The following is a 19,966-nucleotide window of genomic DNA, read 5'->3' on the forward strand; positions in this document are numbered from 1 at the left end:
GGTCGGCGCATGGCACGGACGCCCCGGCGGCACGATCACGACGCGGGCGGCGACCGCGCCCTCCTCGACGCCAAGGCCGCGCTGCGCGAGGAGGTCTGGACCGCGCTGACCGAGGCGAAGGTCGCGCGGTTCCCCGGTGCCCGGAACCGGATCTCCAACTTCACCGGGGCCGAGAAGGCCGCCGAGCTCCTCCGGTCGCTGCCGGAGTGGGAGAAGGCCCGTGCGGTGAAGTCCAATCCGGACTCCGCGCAGCTGCCCGTCCGGCAGCGCGTCCTGGAGGACGGCAAGACGCTCTACATGGCCGTGCCGAAGCTCACCGAGGAGGACCCGTTCTTCCTGCTCGACCCCGAGCACCTGGCCGACCCGCCCCGCCGGGCGGTGTCGATCAAGAACGCGACCCGCTCGGCCCGCCGCGTGGCGGTCGACGACCTCGACCCGGTCGACCTCGTCGTGACGGGCTGCGTCGCGGTCGGCGAGGACGGGGCGCGGCTGGGCAAGGGCGGCGGGTTCGCCGACCTGGAGTTCGCGCTGGCCGGGGCGGCCGGCCTGATCTCCGACCGGACCGTCGTGGTCACCACGGTGCACGAGCTGCAGGTCCGTCCGGCCGGGGCGATCCCGACGGCGGCCCACGACATCCCGGTGGACCTCGTCGTCACCCCCGAGCGGGTGATCGACTGCCGGCCGACGCGCGGTGAGCGGCCCACCGGGGAAGTCCGGTGGGAGTCGCTCACCGACGAGAAGATCGCCGCGATCCCGTTGTTGCAGAAGCTCCGCGCCCAGGGAGGTGCCTCGTGACCCGGATCGAGCTGGTCCAGGGGGACATCACGACCCAGGAGGTCGACGCCGTCGTCAACGCCGCCAACTCGTCCCTGCTCGGCGGCGGGGGCGTCGACGGCGCCATCCACCGGGCCGGCGGCCCGGCGATCCTCGCCGAGTGCCGGGAGCTGCGCGGGACGCGCTACCCGGACGGGCTGCCCACCGGCCAGGCCGTGGCCACCACGGCCGGGAACATGCCCGCGCGTTGGGTGATCCACACCGTCGGCCCGGTGTACGCGAAGAAGGAGGACCGCTCGCACCTCCTCGCCTCGGCGTACCGGGAGTCGCTGCGGGTCGCCGACGAGCTCGGCGCCCGGTCCGTCGCCTTCCCCGCGGTCTCGGCGGGGATCTACGGCTGGCCCCTCGACGACGCCGCCCGCGTCGCCGTCACGACGGTGCGCGAGGCGGACACGCAGGTCGAGACGGTCCGGTTCGTGCTGTTCAGCGCGGAGATCCTCCGCGCGTTCGAGAAGGTGAGAGGAGCGGAATGATCACGATCGAGGGCGCGACGCCGTCCGTGGACCCCCAGGCGTGGGTGGCCCCCGGGGCCGTCCTGGCCGGACGCGTGCGGGTCGAGGCCGAGGCGAGCGTCTGGTACGCGTGCGTGCTGCGCGGCGACATGGACTCGATCACGGTCGGCGCCCGCTCCAACATCCAGGACGGCACGGTCGTGCACGCCGACCCCGGCTTCCCGGTCACGATCGGCTCCGGGGTCAGCGTGGGGCACCGCGCGGTCCTGCACGGCTGCACCGTCGAGGACGACGTGCTCATCGGCATGGGCGCGGTGGTGCTCAACGGCGCGCGGATCGGCTCCGGCACGATCGTCGCCGCCGGCGCGGTCATCACCCAGGGCGTGGAGATCCCGCCGAACTCGCTGGTCGCGGGCGTGCCGGGCAAGGTGCGCAAGGAGACGGGCGAGGACGAGCGCAAGGGCATCGCCCTCAACGCCGCCGCCTACGTACACCTCGCCGGCGTCCACCGCGCTGCGGGGTGAGCGCTCCGGGCGTCACAGACGCGCGTTGACGACCACTGCCCGCAGTCCCGCCAACATCAGAACGAGTGCGGCCAGCAAGCCTGCGCAGGTGACGGCGACGGTCAGGTCCTCCCACATGGGGTCCTCCTCGGTCGAGATCGGCTCGTGGCGCTTCCGTCTCCGACGCTAGGCGCGCCCGTCCGGGTCCGGTGGCGCTCGAGGACATCGCAAGTCGATCGGAAGACCGGGCGGTGGGCGCGCTCACAATTCGGCCCCCACCACCCCTTGAGGCACAACAGAACCACGAGGCGCTCTGCCGCCGTCGAAATTCGCATTGTGGTTCCATGACGCGCTCAGACGGCGTCATCAACCGCATCATGGAACCATAACTGCGATCTTGAGCGCGGCTCAGTCGAGCACCGACCACTCCCCCCGCGCGACCCGGCCGGCGAGGGTGAGCAGGCCGACGGCGTGGTCGTGCAGCCGCTGCCCGATCTCCTGCGGCGCCTTGCCCGCGCTGGCCCGTGCCCACGTCCCCTCGAGGACGATCCCGAGCTTGAACCCGGCGAGCGCGGTGTACCAGTCGACGTGCACCGGCTCCCGGCCGCCGGCCTCGCCGTAGGCCGCGACCAGCTCCTTGCGCGTGGGCAGCCCGCCGAGCTGGGCCAGCGGACCACCGATGTCCGTCGCCGTCGGCTCCTGCGGCCAGGTCACCATCAGCCAGCCCAGGTCCAGCAGCGGGTCGCCGACCGTGCACATCTCCCAGTCGACGATCGCCGCCACCTCGGGCTCGGTGCGCGCGAGCATCACGTTGTTGAGGTGGAAGTCGCCGTGCATCACCCCGGGCGGGGCGTCGGCGGGCCGGTGCTCCTCCAGCCACCGGGCGACCAGCTCGACGTCGGGCAGCCCGCCGGGCTCCCAGTCCGGGAACTCGCGGTAGCCCTCGAGGTGGCGCAGCCACTGCGGGACCTGCTTCTCCAGGAAGCTGCCCGGCTTGCGCAGCACGTCGAGCCCCTGCGCAGTGGGGTCGAGCGCGCCGAGCCGGGACAGCGCCCGCGCCATCGCCAGGCCCTGCCCGTGCCGCAGCTCCGGGTCGGCCCGCTGCTCGGGCGTGACCTCCTCGCCGGGGTTGACGCCGTCGATCAGCTCCATCAGGTAGAAGACGACGCCGAGCACGGAGGTGTCCTCGCAGCCGGCGATCAGCCGCGGGTGCGGCACCCCGGTGCCGGCGAGGCCACGCAGCACGGTGATCTCCCGCGCGATCGTGCGGTCGCTCGTCGGGCGCGGGTGCTCGGGCGGGCGGCGCAGCACCACCGGCCGGCCGTCGAGGTCGATCCGCAGCACGACGTTCTGGGTCCCGCCCGCCAGCGGCATGACCTCCCCGATCCGCCCCTCGATGCCCTGGGTGCGCAGCCAGTCCGCCAGCCGGTCGAGGTCGACGGTGTCGACGGGGCTCATCGCTCGTTCCTCTCGGCTCGCAGCCGCCGGGTCTCCGCCGAGGTCCGGGCGCCGAGCAGCCCCGCGGCGGAGTCGACGAGCTGGCTCACGAACAGCCGGTGGTCGCGCCGGCCGGGGGCGCGGGCGCGCTGGGCCAGCTCGACGTCGACGAACCGGATCACGTGGAAGCGCCGGTGCAGGACCACGGCGTCGGGATCGAGCAACGGCTCCAAGAGGGCGCGCCAGCGCAGGATGCTGCCGCCCTCGACGTCGTAGCCCAGCGGTTCGGTCTGCGGCTCCGGCCGGGTCAGCAGGTCGGCCACGGTGCGCAGGTAGCCGGCGCCGCTGGCGCCCTGGTCCAGCTTGACGGCGCTCGGCCGCACGAGGGCGCCGGCGAGCGCGGCGAGCCGGGCGTCGGCGTCGCCGGCGGTGCCCGCGGCCAGCGCGGCCTCGTACTCGTCGAGCAGGGTGTGCCGGGCCGCCTCGATCTCGAGCCGGTGCCGATCGATCAGCGCCTTGATCAGGCCGTCCCGGTCGGTGAACCAGTACTGCGCGGCGATGACGTTGCGGGCCCCGGCGGCGCGGCCGATCTCGCGCAGCGACACCGATTCGCTGCCCCGCTCGGCGAAGAGCGCCTCGGCGGCGTCGAGCAGGCGGGTCCGCGTGTCGGTCCTGCCGTCGGTCCTCGTGTCCGTGTCCGTCATGCCGGGGCCCAGGCCATGCCGCCGTCGACCTTGAGGATCGCGCCGGTGGTGAAGCTGGAGTCGGCGCTGGTCAGGTACCGCACGGCCCCGACGATCTCCTCCGCCTCGCCGATCCGGCCGAGCGGGGCGGTCTCGCCGTGCGCCAGCGTCTCCTCGCTCCACGCCTTGCTGATGTCCGTCCGGAACATGCCGGGCATGACGCCGTTGACCCGCACGGTGGGCCCGAACGCGCGGGCCAGGCCGAGGGTCAGCGCGTTGAGCCCCGCCTTCGCGGTGGCGTAGGGCAGCTCGCCGGGCTGCGGCTGGACGGCGGCGATGCTGCTGACGTTGACGATCTGCCCGCCCTCGCCCTTCTGCATCGCCTCGCCCGCCCGGACCGCGAGCCGGAAGGGACCCTTGAGGTTCACCCCGATGACCTTGTCGAACAGGTCCTCGCCCACCTCGCCGAGGGAGGGGTAGAGCGGCGACATGCCGGCGTTGTTCACCAGGACGTCGATCCGGCCGAACTCCTCGAGCACGCGGTCCATCAGGGTGTCGCAGTCCGCCCAGCGGCCGACGTGACAGGCGATCCCGAGGGCCGGCACCCCGAACTCCTCACGAAGCTCGGCGGCGAGGGCCTCGCAGGCCTCCGCCTTCCGGCTGGCCACGACCACCCGGTGGCCACGGCCCGCGAGATCCCGGCAGATCTCGCGTCCCATGCCCCGGCTGCCCCCGGTCACGACAGCGACCTTGCTGTCCATCGGCGTCCTCCGTTCATGCGCCTGCATCACCGAACGGAGAGCCTAGCCGGTGATCAGCGCGTGGAACCCCGTTCGCGCCATTCCTCGTCCTCGCGATCGGGCGTCAGGTCGGGCTCGTCCAGGCTCGTACATGCCTTGCAGGTTATATAACTGTGCCGGTACATTGCGGCCGTGCTGCCGTTCGCCGTCCTCGCCGAACCCACCCGACGCCGGATCCTCGACCTGCTGCGGGAACGCCCGCGCCTCGTCGGGGAGATCGGCGCCGAGCTGGGCCTGAGCCAACCGGGGACGTCCAAGCACCTGCGCGTGCTGCGCGAGGCCGGGCTGGTCGAGGTGCAGCCCGACGCGCAACGGCGCCGCTACGCGCTGCGGGCCGAGCCGCTCGCCGAGCTCGACGCCTGGCTCACCCCCTACCGCCGCTTCTGGAACCGCCGGATCGACGCCCTCGAACGCGAGCTCGACCGGATGCCCGACCCCGTGTCCGACCCCGTGTCCGACCCCGTGCCCGACCCTGTGTCCGACGAGGAGGATCCGTGATCCCCGACAGCCTCACCCTGCGCGACGGCCGCACCGTGCTCCGCCTGGAGCGGCCCCTGCCCCATCCCCCGGAGAAGGTGTGGCGCGCCCTGACCACGCCGGAGCACCTCGAGCGCTGGTTCCCCTCGACCGTGGGGCTCGACCTGCGGGCGGGCGGGGAGATCCAGTTCGACGACGGGGCGACCCGCGGCGTCGTCACCGACCTGGACCCGCCACGGCTGTTCGCCTTCAGCTGGGGCGACTCGGACCACCTGCGCTGGGAGGTCCACCCGGCCGACGGCGGGTCCCTGCTGGTCCTGCATCACGCCTTCACCGACCGCTACGGCGCCGCGAGCTTCGCCACGGGCTGGTCCGCCTGTGTCGAGGGCCTGTCGCAGCTGCTGGCGGCTGGGGACCCCGCGCCGACCGTCGACATGCGGTTCGCGCCGGTCCTTGAGCGTTGCTAACAGCTCTGACTGCGAGCTATCGTCGGCCGCGTGACCGCACTCGCCACCGTGTCCGACGACGTCCTGCGCGTCGTCGTGGGCATGCGGCGTGTGCTCCGGCGTCGGCTCCGCGCGAAGTTCGGGCGGCCGCCGTTGCGCGGGGCGCAGGCCGAGCTGTTGCAGCAGGTCGAGGCCGAGCCGGGGATCGGGGTGGCCGCGGCCGCGCGCGCCCTCTATCTCGCCGGCAACTCGGTGAGCACCCTGGTCAACCAGCTCGTCGACGCCGGACTGCTGCGACGCGAGCCCGACCCCGCCGACCGTCGCGCCGTCCGGCTCTTCCTCACGCCCGGAGCCGTCGACCGCCTCGCGCGCCGGCGCGCAGCGCGTCGCGAGCTGCTCGACGACGCGTTCGCCCGGCTCGACGCCGGCGAGCGGTCCGCGATCACGGCCGCGCTCCCCGCGCTGGAGCACCTCCTCGCCGCCCTCGAGGACTCGTCCCCCGCAGACCAGCCCGCCCCGGTCCCGTCCGCCGCAGCACCATCCGCAGGAGAGGCCCCGTGACCAGCCCCTTCGACAGCAGCGCTCCCCCGGCCGTCCGCTGCACCGGGCTACGCCAGGCCTTCGGCGACACCGTCGCGGTCGACGGCCTCGACCTCGAGGTCCGGCGCGGTGAGGTCTTCGGCCTGCTCGGCCCCAACGGCGCCGGCAAGACCACCACGATCCGCTCGATCACCACGCTGCTGCCCGCCCCGCCCGGCACGGTCACCGTGCTCGGCCGCGACGTCGCCCGGCAGAAGACCCAGGTCCGGCGGCTGATCGGGTACGTCCCGCAGCAGCTCTCCGCCGACGGCACGCTGACCGGCCGGGAGAACGTCATGCTGTTCGCCCGGCTCTTCGACCTCCCCCGCCGCTCCCGGAAGGAGCAGGTCGAGAGCGTGCTCGAGGCGATGGACCTCGTCGAGGCGGCGGACCGGCCCGTCAAGACCTACTCCGGCGGGATGGTGCGCCGGCTGGAACTGGCGCAAGCTCTGGTCAGCGCCCCGCAGCTGCTCGTGCTCGACGAGCCGACGGTCGGGCTCGACCCCGTCGCCCGGGACGGCGTGTGGGACCGGATCGCCCGGACCCGCGCCGAGACCGGGATGACCGTGCTGGTCACCACGCACGCCATGCAGGAGGCGGACGAGCACTGCGAGCGGATCGCGCTGATGCACCGCGGCCGCGTCCGCGCGCTCGGCACCCCCGAGGAGCTCAAGGGCGCGATCGGCCCGGACACCACGCTCGACGACGTCTTCCGTCACCACACCGGCGACACCCTCGACAGCGACAAGGGAGGGATCCGCGATGTCCGCGCCGCTCGCCGCACCGCCGGCCGCCTGGGTTGACACCGAGCCGGGTCCGGTGACCCTGCTCCGCACGGCCCTGTCCCGCATCGCCACGATGTGCCTGGTCGAGCTGCAGAAACTCCGCCACGACCGCACCGAGCTGGTCACCCGGGCCGTGCAGCCCGCGCTGTGGCTGATCATCTTCGGTCAGGTCTTCACCAACATCCACGCGATCCCGACCGGGAACACGCCCTACCTGGACTTCCTCGCGCCGGGCATCCTCGCCCAGTCCGCACTGTTCATCGCGATCTTCTACGGCATCCAGATCATCTGGGAGCGCGACGCGGGAGTGCTGGCCAAGCTGCTGGTCACGCCGACGCCGCGGGTCGCCCTGGTCGCGGCGAAGGCGTTCGCGGCGGGCGTCCGGGCGGTGGCGCAGGCCGTGGTCGTGCTGCTGCTCTCCGTGGTCCTGGGCGTGTCGTTCACCGCGAACCCGCTGAAGCTGCTGGGCGTGATCGTGGCCCTGATGCTGGGCTCGGCGTTCTTCTGCTGCCTGTCGATCACGATCGCGGGGCTCGTGCTCTCCCGCGACCGCCTGATGGGCATCGGGCAGGCGATCACCATGCCGCTGTTCTTCGCCTCGAACGCGCTCTACCCGGTGGCGCTGATGCCGACGTGGCTGCAGTGGGTGAACCACATCAACCCGCTGTCCTACGAGGTGGAGGCGCTGCGCGGACTGCTGATCGGCACGCCGGCTCGCATGGGCCTCTGCTTCGGCGTGCTCGTCGTCGCCGCGGCCGCGATGATCACGATCGCGAGCTCCCTGCTCCCCCGCCTCACGCGCTGACCCGGCCCCGGAGCCGGCCCGGGCGCTAGCATCGGCCGCGCCCCGTCCCCCTCGGAAGGTCCAGCCCGTGCCCCCCTCTCCGGACCGGCTCCGAGTCGTCGCGTCGACCCCGCTCGAGGAGGATCTCGTCGCGGAGATCGTGCGGGCCGAGCCCCGCGTCGACATCGTCCGCGACGGATCCCTTCTGCCGCCGCAACGGTTCGCCGGGGACCACTCCGGCGATCCGGCGTTCCGCCGAACCCCCGCCCAGCAGCGCGCCTTCGAGGAGCTCGTCGACTCCGCCGACGCGCTCTACGGGGTCCCCGACGAGCAGCCGGCCGCGCTGGCCCGGACGGTGCGGGCCAACCCGGGGCTGCGCTGGGTGCACACCATGCCGGCCGGTGGCGGGTCGCAGGTCAAGGCCGCCGGGCTGACCCGGGAGGAGCTCGACCGCGTCGCCTTCAGCACGTCGGCGGGCGTCCACGCGCAGCCGCTCGCCGAGTACGCGCTGTTCGGTCTGCTCGCCGGCGCCAAGTCCCTCCCCCGGCTGCTCGACCAGCAGCGCCGGGCCGAGTGGTCCGGCCGCTGGGCCATGGGCCTGCTGGCACAGCAGCGGATCCTGCTCGTCGGGCTCGGCAGCATCGGCCGGGCCACCGCCGAGAAGCTGAAGGCCCTGGGCGCGACGGTCCTCGGCACCAGCCGCTCGACGGACCGGGTCGAGCACGTCGACGAGGTCGTGCACCCCGACCGGCTCGCCGAGGTCGTGCCCGCCGTCGACGGGATCGTCGTCAGCCTGCCGGGCACGGCCGCCACCGAGGGGCTCGTGAGCGCGGAGGTGCTGACCGCGGTCACCCCGGGGACCACCCTGGTGAGCGTGGGCCGCGGCACCGTGATCGACGAGCAGGCGTTGGCCGCCGCGCTCGGCGACGGCCGCATCGGCTTCGCGGCGCTCGACGTGTTCGCGGCCGAGCCGCTCGCCGCGGACAGCCCCCTGTGGAGGCTGCCGAACGTGCTGGTCTCCCCGCACACCGCGGCCCTGAACCCGGCGGAGGACCGGTTGATCGCGCAGCTCTTCGCCCGCAACGCGACCCGCCTCCTCGACGGCCGGGAGCTGATCAACCGGGTCGACACCGTCGAGTTCTACTGAACCTCGTCGTCCTCACCGCCCGCAGCAGATGCGGACCACCACCGTGGCGACCTGCTCGGCGATCACGTCGGCGGGGGCCAGCGGGAGCACGATGTGGCTCACCGTGAGCCGCGCGGCCGTCTCGGCGGCGAGCCCGACGGCATCGGGATCGAGGTCGGGCCAGCGGCGCCGCAGGTAGCCCGCGGCCCGCTCCCGCGCCGCCACCACGATCGGCTCGCTGTCCGTGCCGAACAGCTCCGGGGTGCCCTCCTCGCCCGTCAGCAGCGTCTTGAGCAGCGGGGTGTCCTCCGCCCGCGCCAGCGCCCCGCGCACCGCCGCCACCCAGGCCGCGTGCAGGTCGGCCTCCCCGGCCAGGGCCTGCTCGATCTCGTCGAGGAACCGTTCGGTCGAGCGCAGGACCAGTGCGGACGCCACGCCCCGGCGGTCGCCGAACTCGGTGTAGAGCGTCTGCCGGCTCACGCCCACCCGGGTGGCCAGGTCCCGCATCGAGAAGGCCCGGAACCCCCGGTCGACGACGAGTTCCTCGGCGACGTCGAGCGCGTCGTCGCGCAGTCCGGCGCGCGCCCGCTGGGCCATCGACCTCGGTTCCATCGCGCCAGCCTGGACGATTCTGCGAGGTCCGTCAACCATGTGGACACATCCGGTCACAGTGTCTAACGTCGGCGGCACAGCCGAGGTCGAGGGAGACTCACGTGACGGTGATCGAGCAGGTGCAACGGATCGGGGCGGGGATCGGGTCGCTCCCCAGCCGGGCCCGCGAGCGGTACTCCTCCGTGCTCACCCTGCCGCTTCCCGGCCGGGTCGACCGTGCCCTGCTCGAGCGCTCGGCCGGCGGGGTCGGCTCCCCGCTCTCCCCCGCGCCGGAGGGGCTGCGCCCGGTGCCCGGCGACGAGGGGCTCCCGCTGCTCGGGCACGCACTCGGCTACGTCCGGTTCGGCACCGACCTCAACCGCCGCCGCAGCGCCCACTACGGGCCCGTCTGGTGGATGCGCACCCCCACCGGCCGCGCGGTCGTCGTCGGCGGGGCGGCGGCCACCCGCGAGGTGCTCACCAACCGGGACAAGGCCTTCTCGCAGGAGGGCTGGCGGGTCCTCGTCGACCGCTTCTTCCACCGCGGGCTCATGCTCATGGACTTCGACGAGCACCGCGCGCACCGGCGGATCATGCAGGAGGCGTTCACCGCCGACCGCATCAAGGCCTACGTCGACGAGGCCGTGCCCGTGATCCGGGACGTCGTCCCGACCTGGGAGGGCTCGCTGCGGCTCTACCCGACGCTCAAGAGCATGACCCTCGACATCGCCACCCGGGTGTTCATGGACGCCCACAGCGAGCCGGAGGCAGTGGCGGAGGCGGAGCGTGCGGAGCCGACCCTCGATGCCGACGCGATCAACCGGGCGTTCGTCGACTGCGTCCGCGCGGCCAACGCGTTCGTGCGCTACCCGGTCCCCGGTTCGCGCTGGCAGAAGGGCCTGCGCGGGCGGGCGGTGCTGGAGAAGTGGTTCCGCGACGCGCTGCCGGCCAAGCGCGCCGGGACGGGCGACGACCTGTTCACCGCGCTGTGCCACGCCGTGACGCCGGAGGGCGAGCGGTTCTCCGACGACGACGTCGTCAACCACATGATCTTCCTGATGATGGCCGCGCACGACACGTCGACCATCGCCACGGCGTCGGCCGCCTACCACCTCGCCCGCAACCCCGAGTGGCAGGAGAAGGCCCGCGCCGAGTCGCTCGCCCTGGGCGACACCCCGCCGGACGTCGCCGCCCTGAAGTCGCTGACCACCCTCGACCTCGTGATCAAGGAGGCGCTCCGGATGGACGCGCCGGTCCCGGTCGTGATGCGCACGGCGGTCAAGGACACCGCGGTCGCCGGCCACCACGTGCCGAAGGGGACCCGGGTCGTCGTCGCGCAGGGGGTGAACCACTACGACCCGGCGTGCTGGACCGACCCGGAGACCTTCGACCCCGACCGCTTCTCCGAGGGCCGCCGCGAGGACCGCTCCGACCGCGACGCCTGGATCCCGTTCGGCGGCGGCGTGCACAAGTGCATCGGTCTGCACTTCGGCACCTACGAGGTCACCGCGATCCTGCACGAGATGCTGCGGACCCACCGCTGGGAGATCGAGCCCGGCTATCGGCTCCGCTGGGACAACACGTCCCTCCCCGTCCCCGTCGGCGGCATCCCGGTGCGGTTCCACCGCCTGTGACGCGGTCCCGCCGCCCGTGGGTGGTCGGTGACGCCGGAGCAACCCGGACCCCTCACGGGTAGGCGCCGGCCCGCTTGACCGTCCGCGTGATCGGGCCGGTCTCGACCTCGCCGATGTTCGGCAGCGCCCCGATCCGCTCGGTGAGGTGGCGGAAGAGGTCGGCCTCGTCCCGGCACACCACGGACGCGGTCAGGTCGGCGCGGCCGGTGGTCGCCGCGATGTCGGCCGCGCCGCCGCAGCTCGGCGGGCGGTCGCCGGGACGCTCAACACCGCCCGGCAGCTGGGGTACGCGCTCGGCGGCGTCATGACTCCATACCGCGCCGCGGCGGGTCCCGGCGGGCGCGGGGGCGCGCGGATAGCCTGCTGCGCATGACCCTGCGCACGGCCGAGGGCCGGGAGGAGCGCGCGTCCGGCGCGGCGGAGACGGGGGCGGGGCTGGCGGGCTCGCCGTTCCGCGTGGACCGCGACCGGATCGCCGCCTCGCCCTTCTTCGCGCGCCTCGCCGGCGTCACGCAGGTGGTGACCCCCAACGGCGCCGGGCTGCTCCTCCACAACCGCCTCACGCACTCGCTGCAGGTCGCGCAGGTCGCCCGGGCGATCGCCGAGCGGCTCGGCGAGGAGTCCGGGCCGGTGCTGGAGAAGCTCGGCGGCTGCGACCCGGACGTCGTCGAGGCCGCCGCGCTGGCACACGATCTCGGCCACCCGCCCTTCGGGCACCTCGGCGAGCAGGTCCTCGACCGCCTCGCCCGGGAGCGCCTCGGGCTGGCCGACGGCTTCGAGGGCAACGCCCAGAGCTTCCGGATCCTCACCACGATCGACCTGCACGGCCCCGGGCGCACCGGCCTCGGCCTGACCGCGGCGGTGCGCGCCGCCGTCCTCAAGTACCCGTGGGCGCGTCGCGGGTTCCCGGACCCGCACCCGAGCGACGCCGAGCTGCCGCCCCGCGGCGGCGGCCCGCTGCCCGGCGTCCCCGACTCCGGCTCGGCGAAGTTCTCGGCCTACGTGACGGAGCTCGGCGAGCTGCGGGCCGCGCGGGCGCCGTTCCCGGTGGCGCCCTGGCAGCAGACGGTCGAGGCCGCGGTGATGGACACGGCCGACGACATCGCCTACGCCATCCACGACGTCGAGGACTTCCACCGGGTCGGCGTGCTCCAGCAGGCCGGGGTGGCCGCCGAGCTGCGGAGCTGGGAGCGGTCCGTCGAGCCGGGCCCGACCGCGGGGCCGGGCGCCGCGCTGGAGCGGCTGCGCCGCCGGCTCGCGGAGCGCGACGACTGGGTCTACTCCGACGACGCCTTCGCCGCCGCCGTCGCCCGGGTGCGGGCCGAGCTGGTCGACGGCCTTCTCGCCGTGCCCTTCGACGGGTCGATGGCCGCCGAACGGGCCGTCGCCGAGTTCTCCGCGCGCTGGACCTCGCGGCTCGTCGGCGGCATCCGGGTGCTGGAGGAGCCGCCGGTCCGGGCGGCGCACGTGGCGCTCGGTGAGGCGCAGTGGCACGAGGTGGCGGTGCTGAAGTTCGTGCACCAGCAGTTCGTGCTGCGCCGCGCGGACCTGGCCTCGCACCAGCGCGGGCAGGCCACCGTCGTCACCGGGCTGGTCGGAGCCCTGCACGACTGGCTCGCCGACGGTCGCTCCCCGGACGCGCCCGGCCTCCCGCCGCGGCTGCACGATCTCGTGGAGCTGGCGCGCGGTGAGTACACCGCGCTCGCGGAGGAGGGCGTGGTCAAGGCGGCGCGGGTCGGCGACCTCGCCCGCGGTCGGGCGGTGATCGACTACGTCGCCTCCCTGACGGACGCCCAGGCCGGCGCCCTGCTCGACGTCCTCACCGGCCGCTCCGCCCGCCTCTGGACCGACGCGATGGCCCTCTGACCCCGCTGACCCCGTCCGCGGGTCGGGAGCTCCGCCCCCGCGAGTCGCGAGCTCCGGACCCGCGAGTCGGGAGATCCCAAGGCGCGCGAGTTCTGGACCCGCGAGCTCACGATCCGTGCGCGCAGCATCCGCCCGATCCGTCCGGCGGCTCCCGTGATCAGAACTCGTTGCCCGCCGTGATCCTGCCCTCGCGCGGAAGGGGCCGCGCAGGGCAGGGTGGGCGGTATGGGTGAGCTCGTCGCCGGCGTCGACTCGTCGACGCAGTCCTGCAAGGTCGTCGTCCGCGACGCGGAGTCCGGGGAGCTGGTCCGCTCCGGACGGGCCGTGCACCCCGACGGGACGGAGATCGACCCCAAGCACTGGTGGGCGGCGCTGCAGCAGGCCCTCGACGAGGCCGGTGGGCTCGCCGACGTCGCGGCCGTGAGCGTCGCCGGGCAGCAGCACGGCATGGTGTGCCTCGACGAGACCGGCGAGGTGGTCCGACCCGCGCTGCTGTGGAACGACACCCGCTCGGCTCCCGCCGCCGCCGCGCTCGTCGAGGAGCTGGGCGCGCAGGCCTGGGCGGACGCCACCGGCACCGTCCCGGTCGCCTCGATCACCGTGACGAAGCTGCGCTGGCTCGCGGAGAACGAGCCGGCCAACGCCGCCCGCACCGCCGCCGTCTGTCTGCCGCACGACTGGTTGACCTGGCAGCTGGCCGGAGGCGGAGCCGACCACCGGCAGGGCGCCCCGGGGCTCGACGCGCTGGTCACCGACCGGTCCGACGCCTCCGGCACCGGCTACTTCGACGCCTCCTCCGGCGAGTACCGCCGCGACCTGCTGCGGCGGGGGCTGGGCCGCGACGACGTCGTCCTCCCCCGGGTGCTCGGCCCCACCGAGTCGATCGAGGGTCCCGGCTTCCGGCTCGGCCCCGGGGCCGGGGACAACGCCGGCGCCGCACTCGGACTCGGCGCGGGCGACGACGTCGTGGTCTCGCTCGGCACCTCGGGCGTGGTGTCGGCGCGCGGGGAGCGGCAGGGCAGCGACCCGACCGGCACGATCGCCGGGTTCGCCGACGCCACCGGCGCCTTCCTGCCGCTGGTGGTCACGCTCAACGCGGCCCGGGTGCTCGACGCCGCCGCCCGGATGCTCGGCGTCGACCACACCGGCTTGTCCCGGCTCGCCCTCTCCGCTCCGCCCGGCGCCGAGGGCCTCACGCTCGTGCCGTACCTGGAGGGCGAGCGCACCCCGAACCTGCCGCACTCCACCGGCGCGATCCACGGCATGACGCTGGCCAACGCCACCCCCGCCAACCTCGCCCGCGCCGCGATCGAGGGCATGCTGTCGGGGCAGAAGGCGGGGGTCGACGCGCTGGCTGCGGTCGGAGTGCACGTGCACGAGATCATGCTGATCGGCGGGGCCGCGCGGTCCGAGGCGGTGCGGCGCATCGCCCCGACGGTCTTCGGCGTCCCGGTCGTGGTGCCCGAACCCGGCGAGTACGTCGCCGACGGCGCCGCCCGCCAGGCCGCCTGGGTGCTCGCCGGCGGGTCCGAGCCGCCGGCCTGGGCCACCGGCGGCACGCCCGAGCGCCACGAGGGTGAGCTCACCGCGGGCCTCGAGGACCGCTACCGCGAGGCGGCGGAGAAGTACCTCCCGCGGCCCGAGGGGTGAGAGGAGCGCCGGCGTTGTTCGATCATGGTTCGACGACGCTGGTGCTCACCGCGCCAACGTGGTGGGGTCCTGTGCCGCAAGCTGTTCGTAGCCGACCCATTCCTGTGCCAGGCGCTCTCCCCGTGCGAAGAGCTGCGCGGTCCTCGACCGGATCGCCGCGGGGAGCCAGTCCAGCGGCGCGGCGCCGGCCCGCGCCGAGCGCTTCCGGTCCGGGCGCGAGGTCCCGACCTCGACCAGCAACGAATACAACGAGACCGCCGGCAGCAGGGGCGGCAGGCCCACGGCGGCCGCGTCCACCCGACCGGGAAAGCGGACGCCCGGCGGATCCAGGTCACCGAAGTACCGCAGCTCGACGGGAGGGTCGGTCGCCAGGGAACGCAGCACGCCGGGAAGCCGGTTGCCGCCACCGAGGACGACGGCCCCGACCGGTCCCGGTGCCGCGCGCAGACGCCGGACGAGACTGTGGAAGGTCGCGACGTTCTCGACGAGCAGGGTGACGGGGCCGTCGCCGACCCGCTCGGGGCCCAACGGGCTGGACACCGGTGAGGCGCGCAGCAGGTCCTCGGTGAGGATCCCCTCGCTGAACAGGCGGGTCGTCCGGGCCTGGTCCAGGTACTTCTCGTCCCCGGTCAGCTCCAGCGACCGTTCGGCGAAGGGCACCACCGGCCGCTCCTCGACCGGGACCGGTGCAGCTCCTGACCGTCGCGCGGGGCAGCACGATCTCCCCGGCCGAGGCCAACTCCTGCAGAGCCTCGAGGAGACGTCGGCGGGCGTCCGGTGCGACCTCGAGGCTCGCGTCCGCAGCCACCGCGACCAGGCGCAAGGCTTCGACCTCCACGGTTCGCGCGGGCGTCCGGGCCACCGCTTCCGCGAGGACGGCCGCGAGCCGGGACCGGATCACAGCAGGGTGAGCACCGGGTCGTCCCGGTGGATCCGGGTGCTGTCGATCGCGCCCGACGGGTCCTCGTCGGCGAGGGTCCGCTCCGCGACCCGGACGTACTCCCGGCCCCGGTTCGCCGCGTTGCGCAGCCGGATGATGTTGGGGAAGCGGCCGACCGCCTTCATGTCGCCGACGCCGGTCAGGAAGATCAGTTGGACGCCGTTGGCGTTCGCGACCTTCCGCTGCAGGTCCAGGAACACGACGTAGTTGGCCTTGCCGAGCGGGTTGTCCAGCGGCAGCGCCCCGAGGCCGGGGACGTCCCGGCCCCGGCTCGTGGCCCGCAGCTTGGCGACCATGCAGAACAGCAGCAGCGAGATGGTGACCTTCTCGCCGCCGGACCACTTGCGCATCCGCTCGACCGACACCCGTTCCAGGGCGAGTGCCGTGGACGGCTTGAGCACCCGGGCGCGCCAGTTCCCGTCCCCGACGACGGCGTTCGTCGCTTGCCAGAGCAGCTCCAGGCCGCGCGGGACCTCCGCCCCGCGCGCGGTGAGCACATCCACCAGGCGGGCGCAGCGGTCCCGGACCACCGCGTCGGCCGTCTCCACCGCCGACCGTGGCCCGACGTCCAGGAACCGGTGTCCGGCCCACGGGCCGAGGTTCTCCGGGAGCTCGGAGAGCGTCTGCGCACGGGCGAGGGACTTCAACGCCTGCCGGACCATCCCCGTCATCGCGGTGACGACGACGGACTTGTGGTCCTCCAGCTCGTCCAGCCTGCCCTGCAGGTTGACGGCGTACTTGTCCAGGTCCTCGGCCAGCGCACCCACGCCGTCGCCGAGTTCGGCGGCGACGTCCGCCACCCGGAACCGATCGCGCACAGCGGATTTGACCTCGGCGAACCGGTCGGCCGAGGCCCATACCGTGATCTCCTTCGCGGCCTTGTCGACGGCCGCGCGGCCCTTCCGGACCGCCGCCGCGGTGGCCTCCAGCGTGCCCCGGATCGCGGTGACCTCGGCGCCGGCCTCCTCGACCGTGATCCGCCCCTCGGGAACACCCTCGACGCCCAGCAGCTCTCCCAGGTGCACGAGCTCGCGCCCGCGCTCGCGCGCCTCGGCTCGCAGGCCGCCGACACGTTCGCGCTCCAGCCGGGCCCGCTCGGTCGCCTCGCGGGCGGCGGCATGCTCCGCCTCCGCCCGCGCGGCCGCCTCCACCGCACTCGCGATCGTGGTCGGCGCCGGCTCCGGGACGTCCGTCGGTTCCGGGAAGCCCACGGCCTCGGCCCGGGCGGACTCCACCCGGGTACGCGCGGCACCCACCGCCTCGTCCGCGGCCTCCGCCGCGGCCTCCGCGCGGGCCGACGCCGCCCCGCGGGACTCCGCGTCGCCGCCCTCGGGACCGTCGGCGAGTGCCGTCGCGGCCCCCCGCACGTCTGCGGGCAGGGCGCTGACCTGCTCGGTCGGCCCCGCGAGCCCGCGTCGGGCCTCGTCCAGAGCGGCGGCGAGCGCGGAGTCCGACACCTCTCGCCGGTACGCCGCCAGGGCGCTCTCCCACGCCCGCTGTGCCTCCGCGGGCGCGACCGGCTCCACCGCCTCCAACGCCGACGCGGGCACGTTCAGCGTGGAGCGAACCTCCTGCTGGGCCATGGTTGCGCGGCGCACGGCGTTGAGCTGTTCCTCGGCCTCCCGGACGACGCGGCGGGCCGACTCCTCCGCTGCCTCCTCGCGGGTGATCTCCGCGCGCACGGCCTCGATCTCCGGGGGGAGCGCCGCGGCGCGGGCGCGGCTGTCCTCCGCCGCCACGAGCCGGGTGGCGAGGTCGCCGATCACGGCGCCGGCGACGTCCGCGGCCCGCCGGGCGACCTCCGCGATCTCCCGCAGCCCTTCGATCGTCTGCTCCCGCTCGGAGAGCTCATGGAGGTCCACGGCGACGCGCTCGAGATCGGAGTCCACGCGGGCCAGGTCCTCCCGGGCCGCGGCGACCGCTCCCTCGAGCTCCTCGAGAGTCCCGGGCGGGCAGTCGCGGCGCAGCGTCCGGACGCGGCGGCGGAGATCGTCGTCCCGGTCGCGGACCGCGGTCAGCTCCCGGTCCGCGTCCACCCGGTCGGCCCGGGCCCGTTCCCGGGCCGCCGTCTCGGCGCCACCGGCCGCGGGGTCGGTGAGCGCGGCCGCGGGCGGGACCAGCTCGAACTCCTCCCCGATCAGCTCGGTCCGCTCACCCCGGACCACTGCGTCGAGGTCCGTCGTCGTGGCCAGCACCAGTGCGGTCGTCGGACGGAGCCCCGCCTCGACGAGCGCCGCCCGGGCCGCGGGGAGGTCCTCGGCCGCGTGCACGAGCAGACCCGACGCCAGCGCGGGCGCCGCGCGCAGGACGGCGGCGTGGGAGCGCTGCGGCACCGCGTCCGCCAGGTACTGCCAGCCCGTGGCGACCGCGATCCCGGCCTTCTCGACGACGGCGCGGGCCCGCCCCAGGTCCAGGGTGGGCGGGAGGAGCCCGGTCGCGGCGAGCGCCTCCAGTGCCCGCTCGTCCTCGGCCCCTTCGACCGCCAGCTCGGTCCGGCGCCGCTCGGTCCGCGCGATCGCCGTGGTGAGCAGTTCCTCGAGGTCGCCCGCCTCGGCGACCGGATCGACCGCGTCCCCACCGCTCAGCGCCTGCAGCCGGTCCTCGCCGGCCAGCTCGGCGACCCGTTCCCGCAGGTCCGCGGCTCGCTGCTCGGCCGAGCGCAGGCGCTCGAGAACGGTGCGCCGCTCGGTCGCCAGGCCCTCCTCGGTGGCCCGCAGTTCCTCACGACGCTCGCGTGCCGCGGCCCGTTCCTCGGCGATCCGTGCCAGGTCCGCCGCCGCCCCGGCGGCGGCCGCGCGGTGCCGCTCCAGGGCTGCGGGGACCTCCTCCGCGGGCTCCACGTGTCCCGCTGTACGTGCCGCCGCGACCGCCCGGTCCAGGTCGGCGAGCCGCTCCCGCACGTTCTCCTGCTCGGCGGTCAGCCGGCCCTCGAACGTCCGAGCCACCCCCGCGCGATCCCGCGCGGCCTCGGCCTCCGTCTGTCCGGTGCTGCGTCGTTCCTGCAGCACAGCGGTCCGATCGGCCTGCTCGGCGAGCGCCTCGTCGAGCGCCCGGGCGTACCGCGCTGCGGCCTCGTCCGCGGCGCGGCGCAGCGGCTCGGCGCCCAGCTCCGCGGCGCCCTGCTGTTCCTCGAGGGACCGGACGCGGGCCTGCGCCTCGCGCCACCGGAGCAGCGGCTCCACCGCCCGCCACGCGGACCGCACGCTCCGAGCGCCCCGCCGGGCCTCCTGCGCAGCCGCCAGCTCCGCCCGGGCCTCGGCGAGCCGGAACCGCGCAGCGAGCCCGTGCAGGGCCGCGACCCGTGCCTCCGCCGTGGCCGCGGCCGAGTGCAGCGCGGTGACCTCGGCGGACAGCTCCTCCTGCCGGTCCGCGTGGGCTGCTTCGTCGCGTCGGGCCCCGGCCGCCGCGGCCGCGATCCGCCCGGCCAGCACGACCGCTCGCTCCTGCGCCGACTCCGCCGCCCCGGTGGCCTCGGCGAGCGCGCCCTGGCAGTCGGCCAGGGTCCGCAGCAACGGCACGGCCTCGATGGCGAACGTCCGGTCGGCGAGCAGCTGGGGCCGCTCGGCGAGCCCGGAGCGGACCTTCTCGAGGATCTGCGAGACCTGCGCGGACACGTCCGGATCGACGATCAGCTCCAGGAGGTACCGCACGAACTGGTCCGCGTTGCGGAACTGGAACTGGCCCTCGATGCCACCCTCGGTGGCGTTCATCTGCAGCAGCGCGGTGAAGATCGCCGGATCCAGCCCGTGGTCGTCCAGCGCCTGGGCCCACCGGTCCTGCCGCTCGGTGACGACGAGTCCGGCGCCGGGCACGGCGTCCCACTCCCGCAGCGCCGCGACGTACTCCTTCTGTGTGAGCCGCTGCCCGATCGGCAGGGCGTCGAACCCGGCTCGCCCGTCCGGGGACTCGCCGCAGAGGTACCAACGGGCGCCCAGCCGGTCGTGGTCCCGGTTCGGGTCCGCGGGCTGCGCCCGGTCCGCCCACTCGTAGACGGCACCGGTGACCAGCCGCCTTCCCGGCCCGGACCACTCGATGACGACGTGCCCGGTGTCGTCGCCCAGCACGTAGTCCTCGAGATGCTTGCCCGTGGCCTGGGTGGCGAGGAAGTCCCGGCGCGCGGGGCGGATCAGGGCGCAGATCAGCGACAGGACGGTGGACTTGCCGCCGCCGTTGCGCAGCCAGAGGATCGAGTCCAGCGGCAGGTCCTTCGCGTCCCGGAAGTCCAGCGTGACGTCCAGGAACCGGGCGGCCGTGGGCCCCATCCGGTCGATCCGGACGCGGCTGATCTTCCACATCACCGGCGCGCTCACTGCGCTCTCCCGCCGCGCGGACTCGGCGCCTCGCCCGGGCGCCGCGGGGTCGATGATCCGCTCACACGC

Annotated in this window: 19 protein-coding genes; 12 read left to right on the top strand and 7 right to left on the bottom strand. The window is 74.7% G+C overall.

The genetic code is table 11. The features are described from left to right. Positions 1-9: 9 nt before the first annotated feature. The 3 genes from LWC33_RS05620 to LWC33_RS05630 are packed head-to-tail and all read left to right on the top strand — an operon-like array spanning position 10 to position 1,810. Entirely contained in the window at positions 10-795 is a 786-nt protein-coding gene (locus LWC33_RS05620) for a 5-formyltetrahydrofolate cyclo-ligase (RefSeq protein ID WP_233303146.1), read from the top strand. Beyond that, positions 792-1,307, top strand: coding sequence for an O-acetyl-ADP-ribose deacetylase (locus LWC33_RS05625; RefSeq protein ID WP_233303147.1), 516 nt, complete (start codon positions 792-794; stop codon positions 1,305-1,307). The genes LWC33_RS05620 and LWC33_RS05625 overlap by 4 nt, the downstream gene beginning before the upstream one ends. Then, positions 1,304-1,810, top strand: a complete 507-nt coding sequence (locus tag LWC33_RS05630; RefSeq protein WP_233303148.1) for a gamma carbonic anhydrase family protein — start codon at positions 1,304-1,306, stop codon at positions 1,808-1,810. The genes LWC33_RS05625 and LWC33_RS05630 overlap by 4 nt, the downstream gene beginning before the upstream one ends. Before the next feature lie 387 nt (positions 1,811-2,197). Here the strand turns inward: LWC33_RS05630 and LWC33_RS05635 are convergent, their stop codons facing one another. Genes LWC33_RS05635 through LWC33_RS05645 form a run of 3 tightly spaced genes read right to left on the bottom strand, consistent with a single transcriptional unit; the run spans position 2,198 to position 4,670 of the window. Further along, positions 2,198-3,247 carry a phosphotransferase family protein gene (locus LWC33_RS05635; RefSeq protein ID WP_233303149.1) on the bottom strand — a complete coding sequence of 350 codons (1,050 nt, stop codon included), beginning with the start codon at positions 3,245-3,247 and terminating at the stop codon, positions 2,198-2,200. Further along, on the bottom strand, positions 3,244-3,930 hold the full coding sequence (locus LWC33_RS05640; protein ID WP_233303150.1) for a TetR/AcrR family transcriptional regulator: 687 nt from the start codon (positions 3,928-3,930) through the stop codon (positions 3,244-3,246). Before LWC33_RS05640 ends, LWC33_RS05635 begins: the two co-directional genes overlap by 4 nt. Next, complete coding sequence (locus LWC33_RS05645; RefSeq protein WP_233303151.1) at positions 3,927-4,670, bottom strand: SDR family NAD(P)-dependent oxidoreductase; 744 nt, start codon at positions 4,668-4,670, stop codon at positions 3,927-3,929. The genes LWC33_RS05640 and LWC33_RS05645 overlap by 4 nt, the downstream gene beginning before the upstream one ends. Positions 4,671-4,841: 171 nt before the next feature. Between LWC33_RS05645 and LWC33_RS05650 the strand changes: the two genes are divergently transcribed. From LWC33_RS05650 to LWC33_RS05675, 6 genes are all read left to right on the top strand, one after another. After that, complete coding sequence (locus LWC33_RS05650; RefSeq protein WP_233303152.1) at positions 4,842-5,207, top strand: ArsR/SmtB family transcription factor; 366 nt, start codon at positions 4,842-4,844, stop codon at positions 5,205-5,207. Beyond that, positions 5,204-5,653, top strand: a complete 450-nt coding sequence (locus LWC33_RS05655) for an SRPBCC family protein (protein ID WP_233303153.1) — start codon at positions 5,204-5,206, stop codon at positions 5,651-5,653. The genes LWC33_RS05650 and LWC33_RS05655 overlap by 4 nt, the downstream gene beginning before the upstream one ends. A gap of 30 nt (positions 5,654-5,683) precedes the next feature. Further along, on the top strand, positions 5,684-6,193 hold the full coding sequence (locus tag LWC33_RS05660) for a MarR family winged helix-turn-helix transcriptional regulator (RefSeq protein WP_233303154.1): 510 nt from the start codon (positions 5,684-5,686) through the stop codon (positions 6,191-6,193). After that, on the top strand, positions 6,190-7,014 hold the full coding sequence (locus LWC33_RS05665; RefSeq protein WP_233303155.1) for an ABC transporter ATP-binding protein: 825 nt from the start codon (positions 6,190-6,192) through the stop codon (positions 7,012-7,014). Before LWC33_RS05660 ends, LWC33_RS05665 begins: the two co-directional genes overlap by 4 nt. Continuing rightward, a complete protein-coding gene (locus LWC33_RS05670; protein ID WP_233303156.1) occupies positions 6,974-7,801 on the top strand; it encodes an ABC transporter permease in 828 nt (275 codons plus the stop codon). Before LWC33_RS05665 ends, LWC33_RS05670 begins: the two co-directional genes overlap by 41 nt. A gap of 67 nt (positions 7,802-7,868) precedes the next feature. Beyond that, complete coding sequence (locus LWC33_RS05675) at positions 7,869-8,927, top strand: D-2-hydroxyacid dehydrogenase (protein ID WP_233303157.1); 1,059 nt, start codon at positions 7,869-7,871, stop codon at positions 8,925-8,927. 12 nt (positions 8,928-8,939) lie between these two features. Here the strand turns inward: LWC33_RS05675 and LWC33_RS05680 are convergent, their stop codons facing one another. Continuing rightward, positions 8,940-9,518 (bottom strand): TetR/AcrR family transcriptional regulator, encoded by a 579-nt coding sequence (locus LWC33_RS05680; protein ID WP_233303158.1) that lies wholly within the window; start codon positions 9,516-9,518, stop codon positions 8,940-8,942. 107 nt (positions 9,519-9,625) lie between these two features. On the opposite strand from LWC33_RS05680, the gene LWC33_RS05685 reads away from it, so the two are divergent. Next, positions 9,626-11,131: a cytochrome P450 gene (locus LWC33_RS05685; RefSeq protein ID WP_233303280.1), complete on the top strand. Its 1,506-nt coding sequence runs from the start codon at positions 9,626-9,628 to the stop codon at positions 11,129-11,131. A gap of 52 nt (positions 11,132-11,183) precedes the next feature. On the opposite strand, the gene LWC33_RS36740 is transcribed toward LWC33_RS05685, so the two are convergent. Further along, positions 11,184-11,411: an Lrp/AsnC ligand binding domain-containing protein gene (locus LWC33_RS36740; RefSeq protein ID WP_504937463.1), complete on the bottom strand. Its 228-nt coding sequence runs from the start codon at positions 11,409-11,411 to the stop codon at positions 11,184-11,186. Between the two features lie 89 nt (positions 11,412-11,500). On the opposite strand from LWC33_RS36740, the gene LWC33_RS05690 reads away from it, so the two are divergent. Continuing rightward, entirely contained in the window at positions 11,501-12,997 is a 1,497-nt protein-coding gene (locus LWC33_RS05690; RefSeq protein WP_233303159.1) for a deoxyguanosinetriphosphate triphosphohydrolase family protein, read from the top strand. A gap of 225 nt (positions 12,998-13,222) precedes the next feature. Next, positions 13,223-14,647, top strand: a complete 1,425-nt coding sequence (locus tag LWC33_RS05695) for a xylulokinase (protein ID WP_233303160.1) — start codon at positions 13,223-13,225, stop codon at positions 14,645-14,647. 45 nt (positions 14,648-14,692) lie between these two features. On the opposite strand, the gene LWC33_RS05700 is transcribed toward LWC33_RS05695, so the two are convergent. Continuing rightward, complete coding sequence (locus LWC33_RS05700) at positions 14,693-15,310, bottom strand: hypothetical protein (protein ID WP_233303161.1); 618 nt, start codon at positions 15,308-15,310, stop codon at positions 14,693-14,695. A gap of 234 nt (positions 15,311-15,544) precedes the next feature. Continuing rightward, on the bottom strand, positions 15,545-19,897 hold the full coding sequence (locus tag LWC33_RS35595; protein ID WP_305080847.1) for a coiled-coil domain-containing protein: 4,353 nt from the start codon (positions 19,895-19,897) through the stop codon (positions 15,545-15,547). Positions 19,898-19,966 lie beyond the last annotated feature (69 nt).

The sequence above is a fragment of the Pseudonocardia terrae genome (genome assembly GCF_021343995.1).
Taxonomy (GTDB): domain Bacteria; phylum Actinomycetota; class Actinomycetes; order Mycobacteriales; family Pseudonocardiaceae; genus Pseudonocardia; species Pseudonocardia terrae.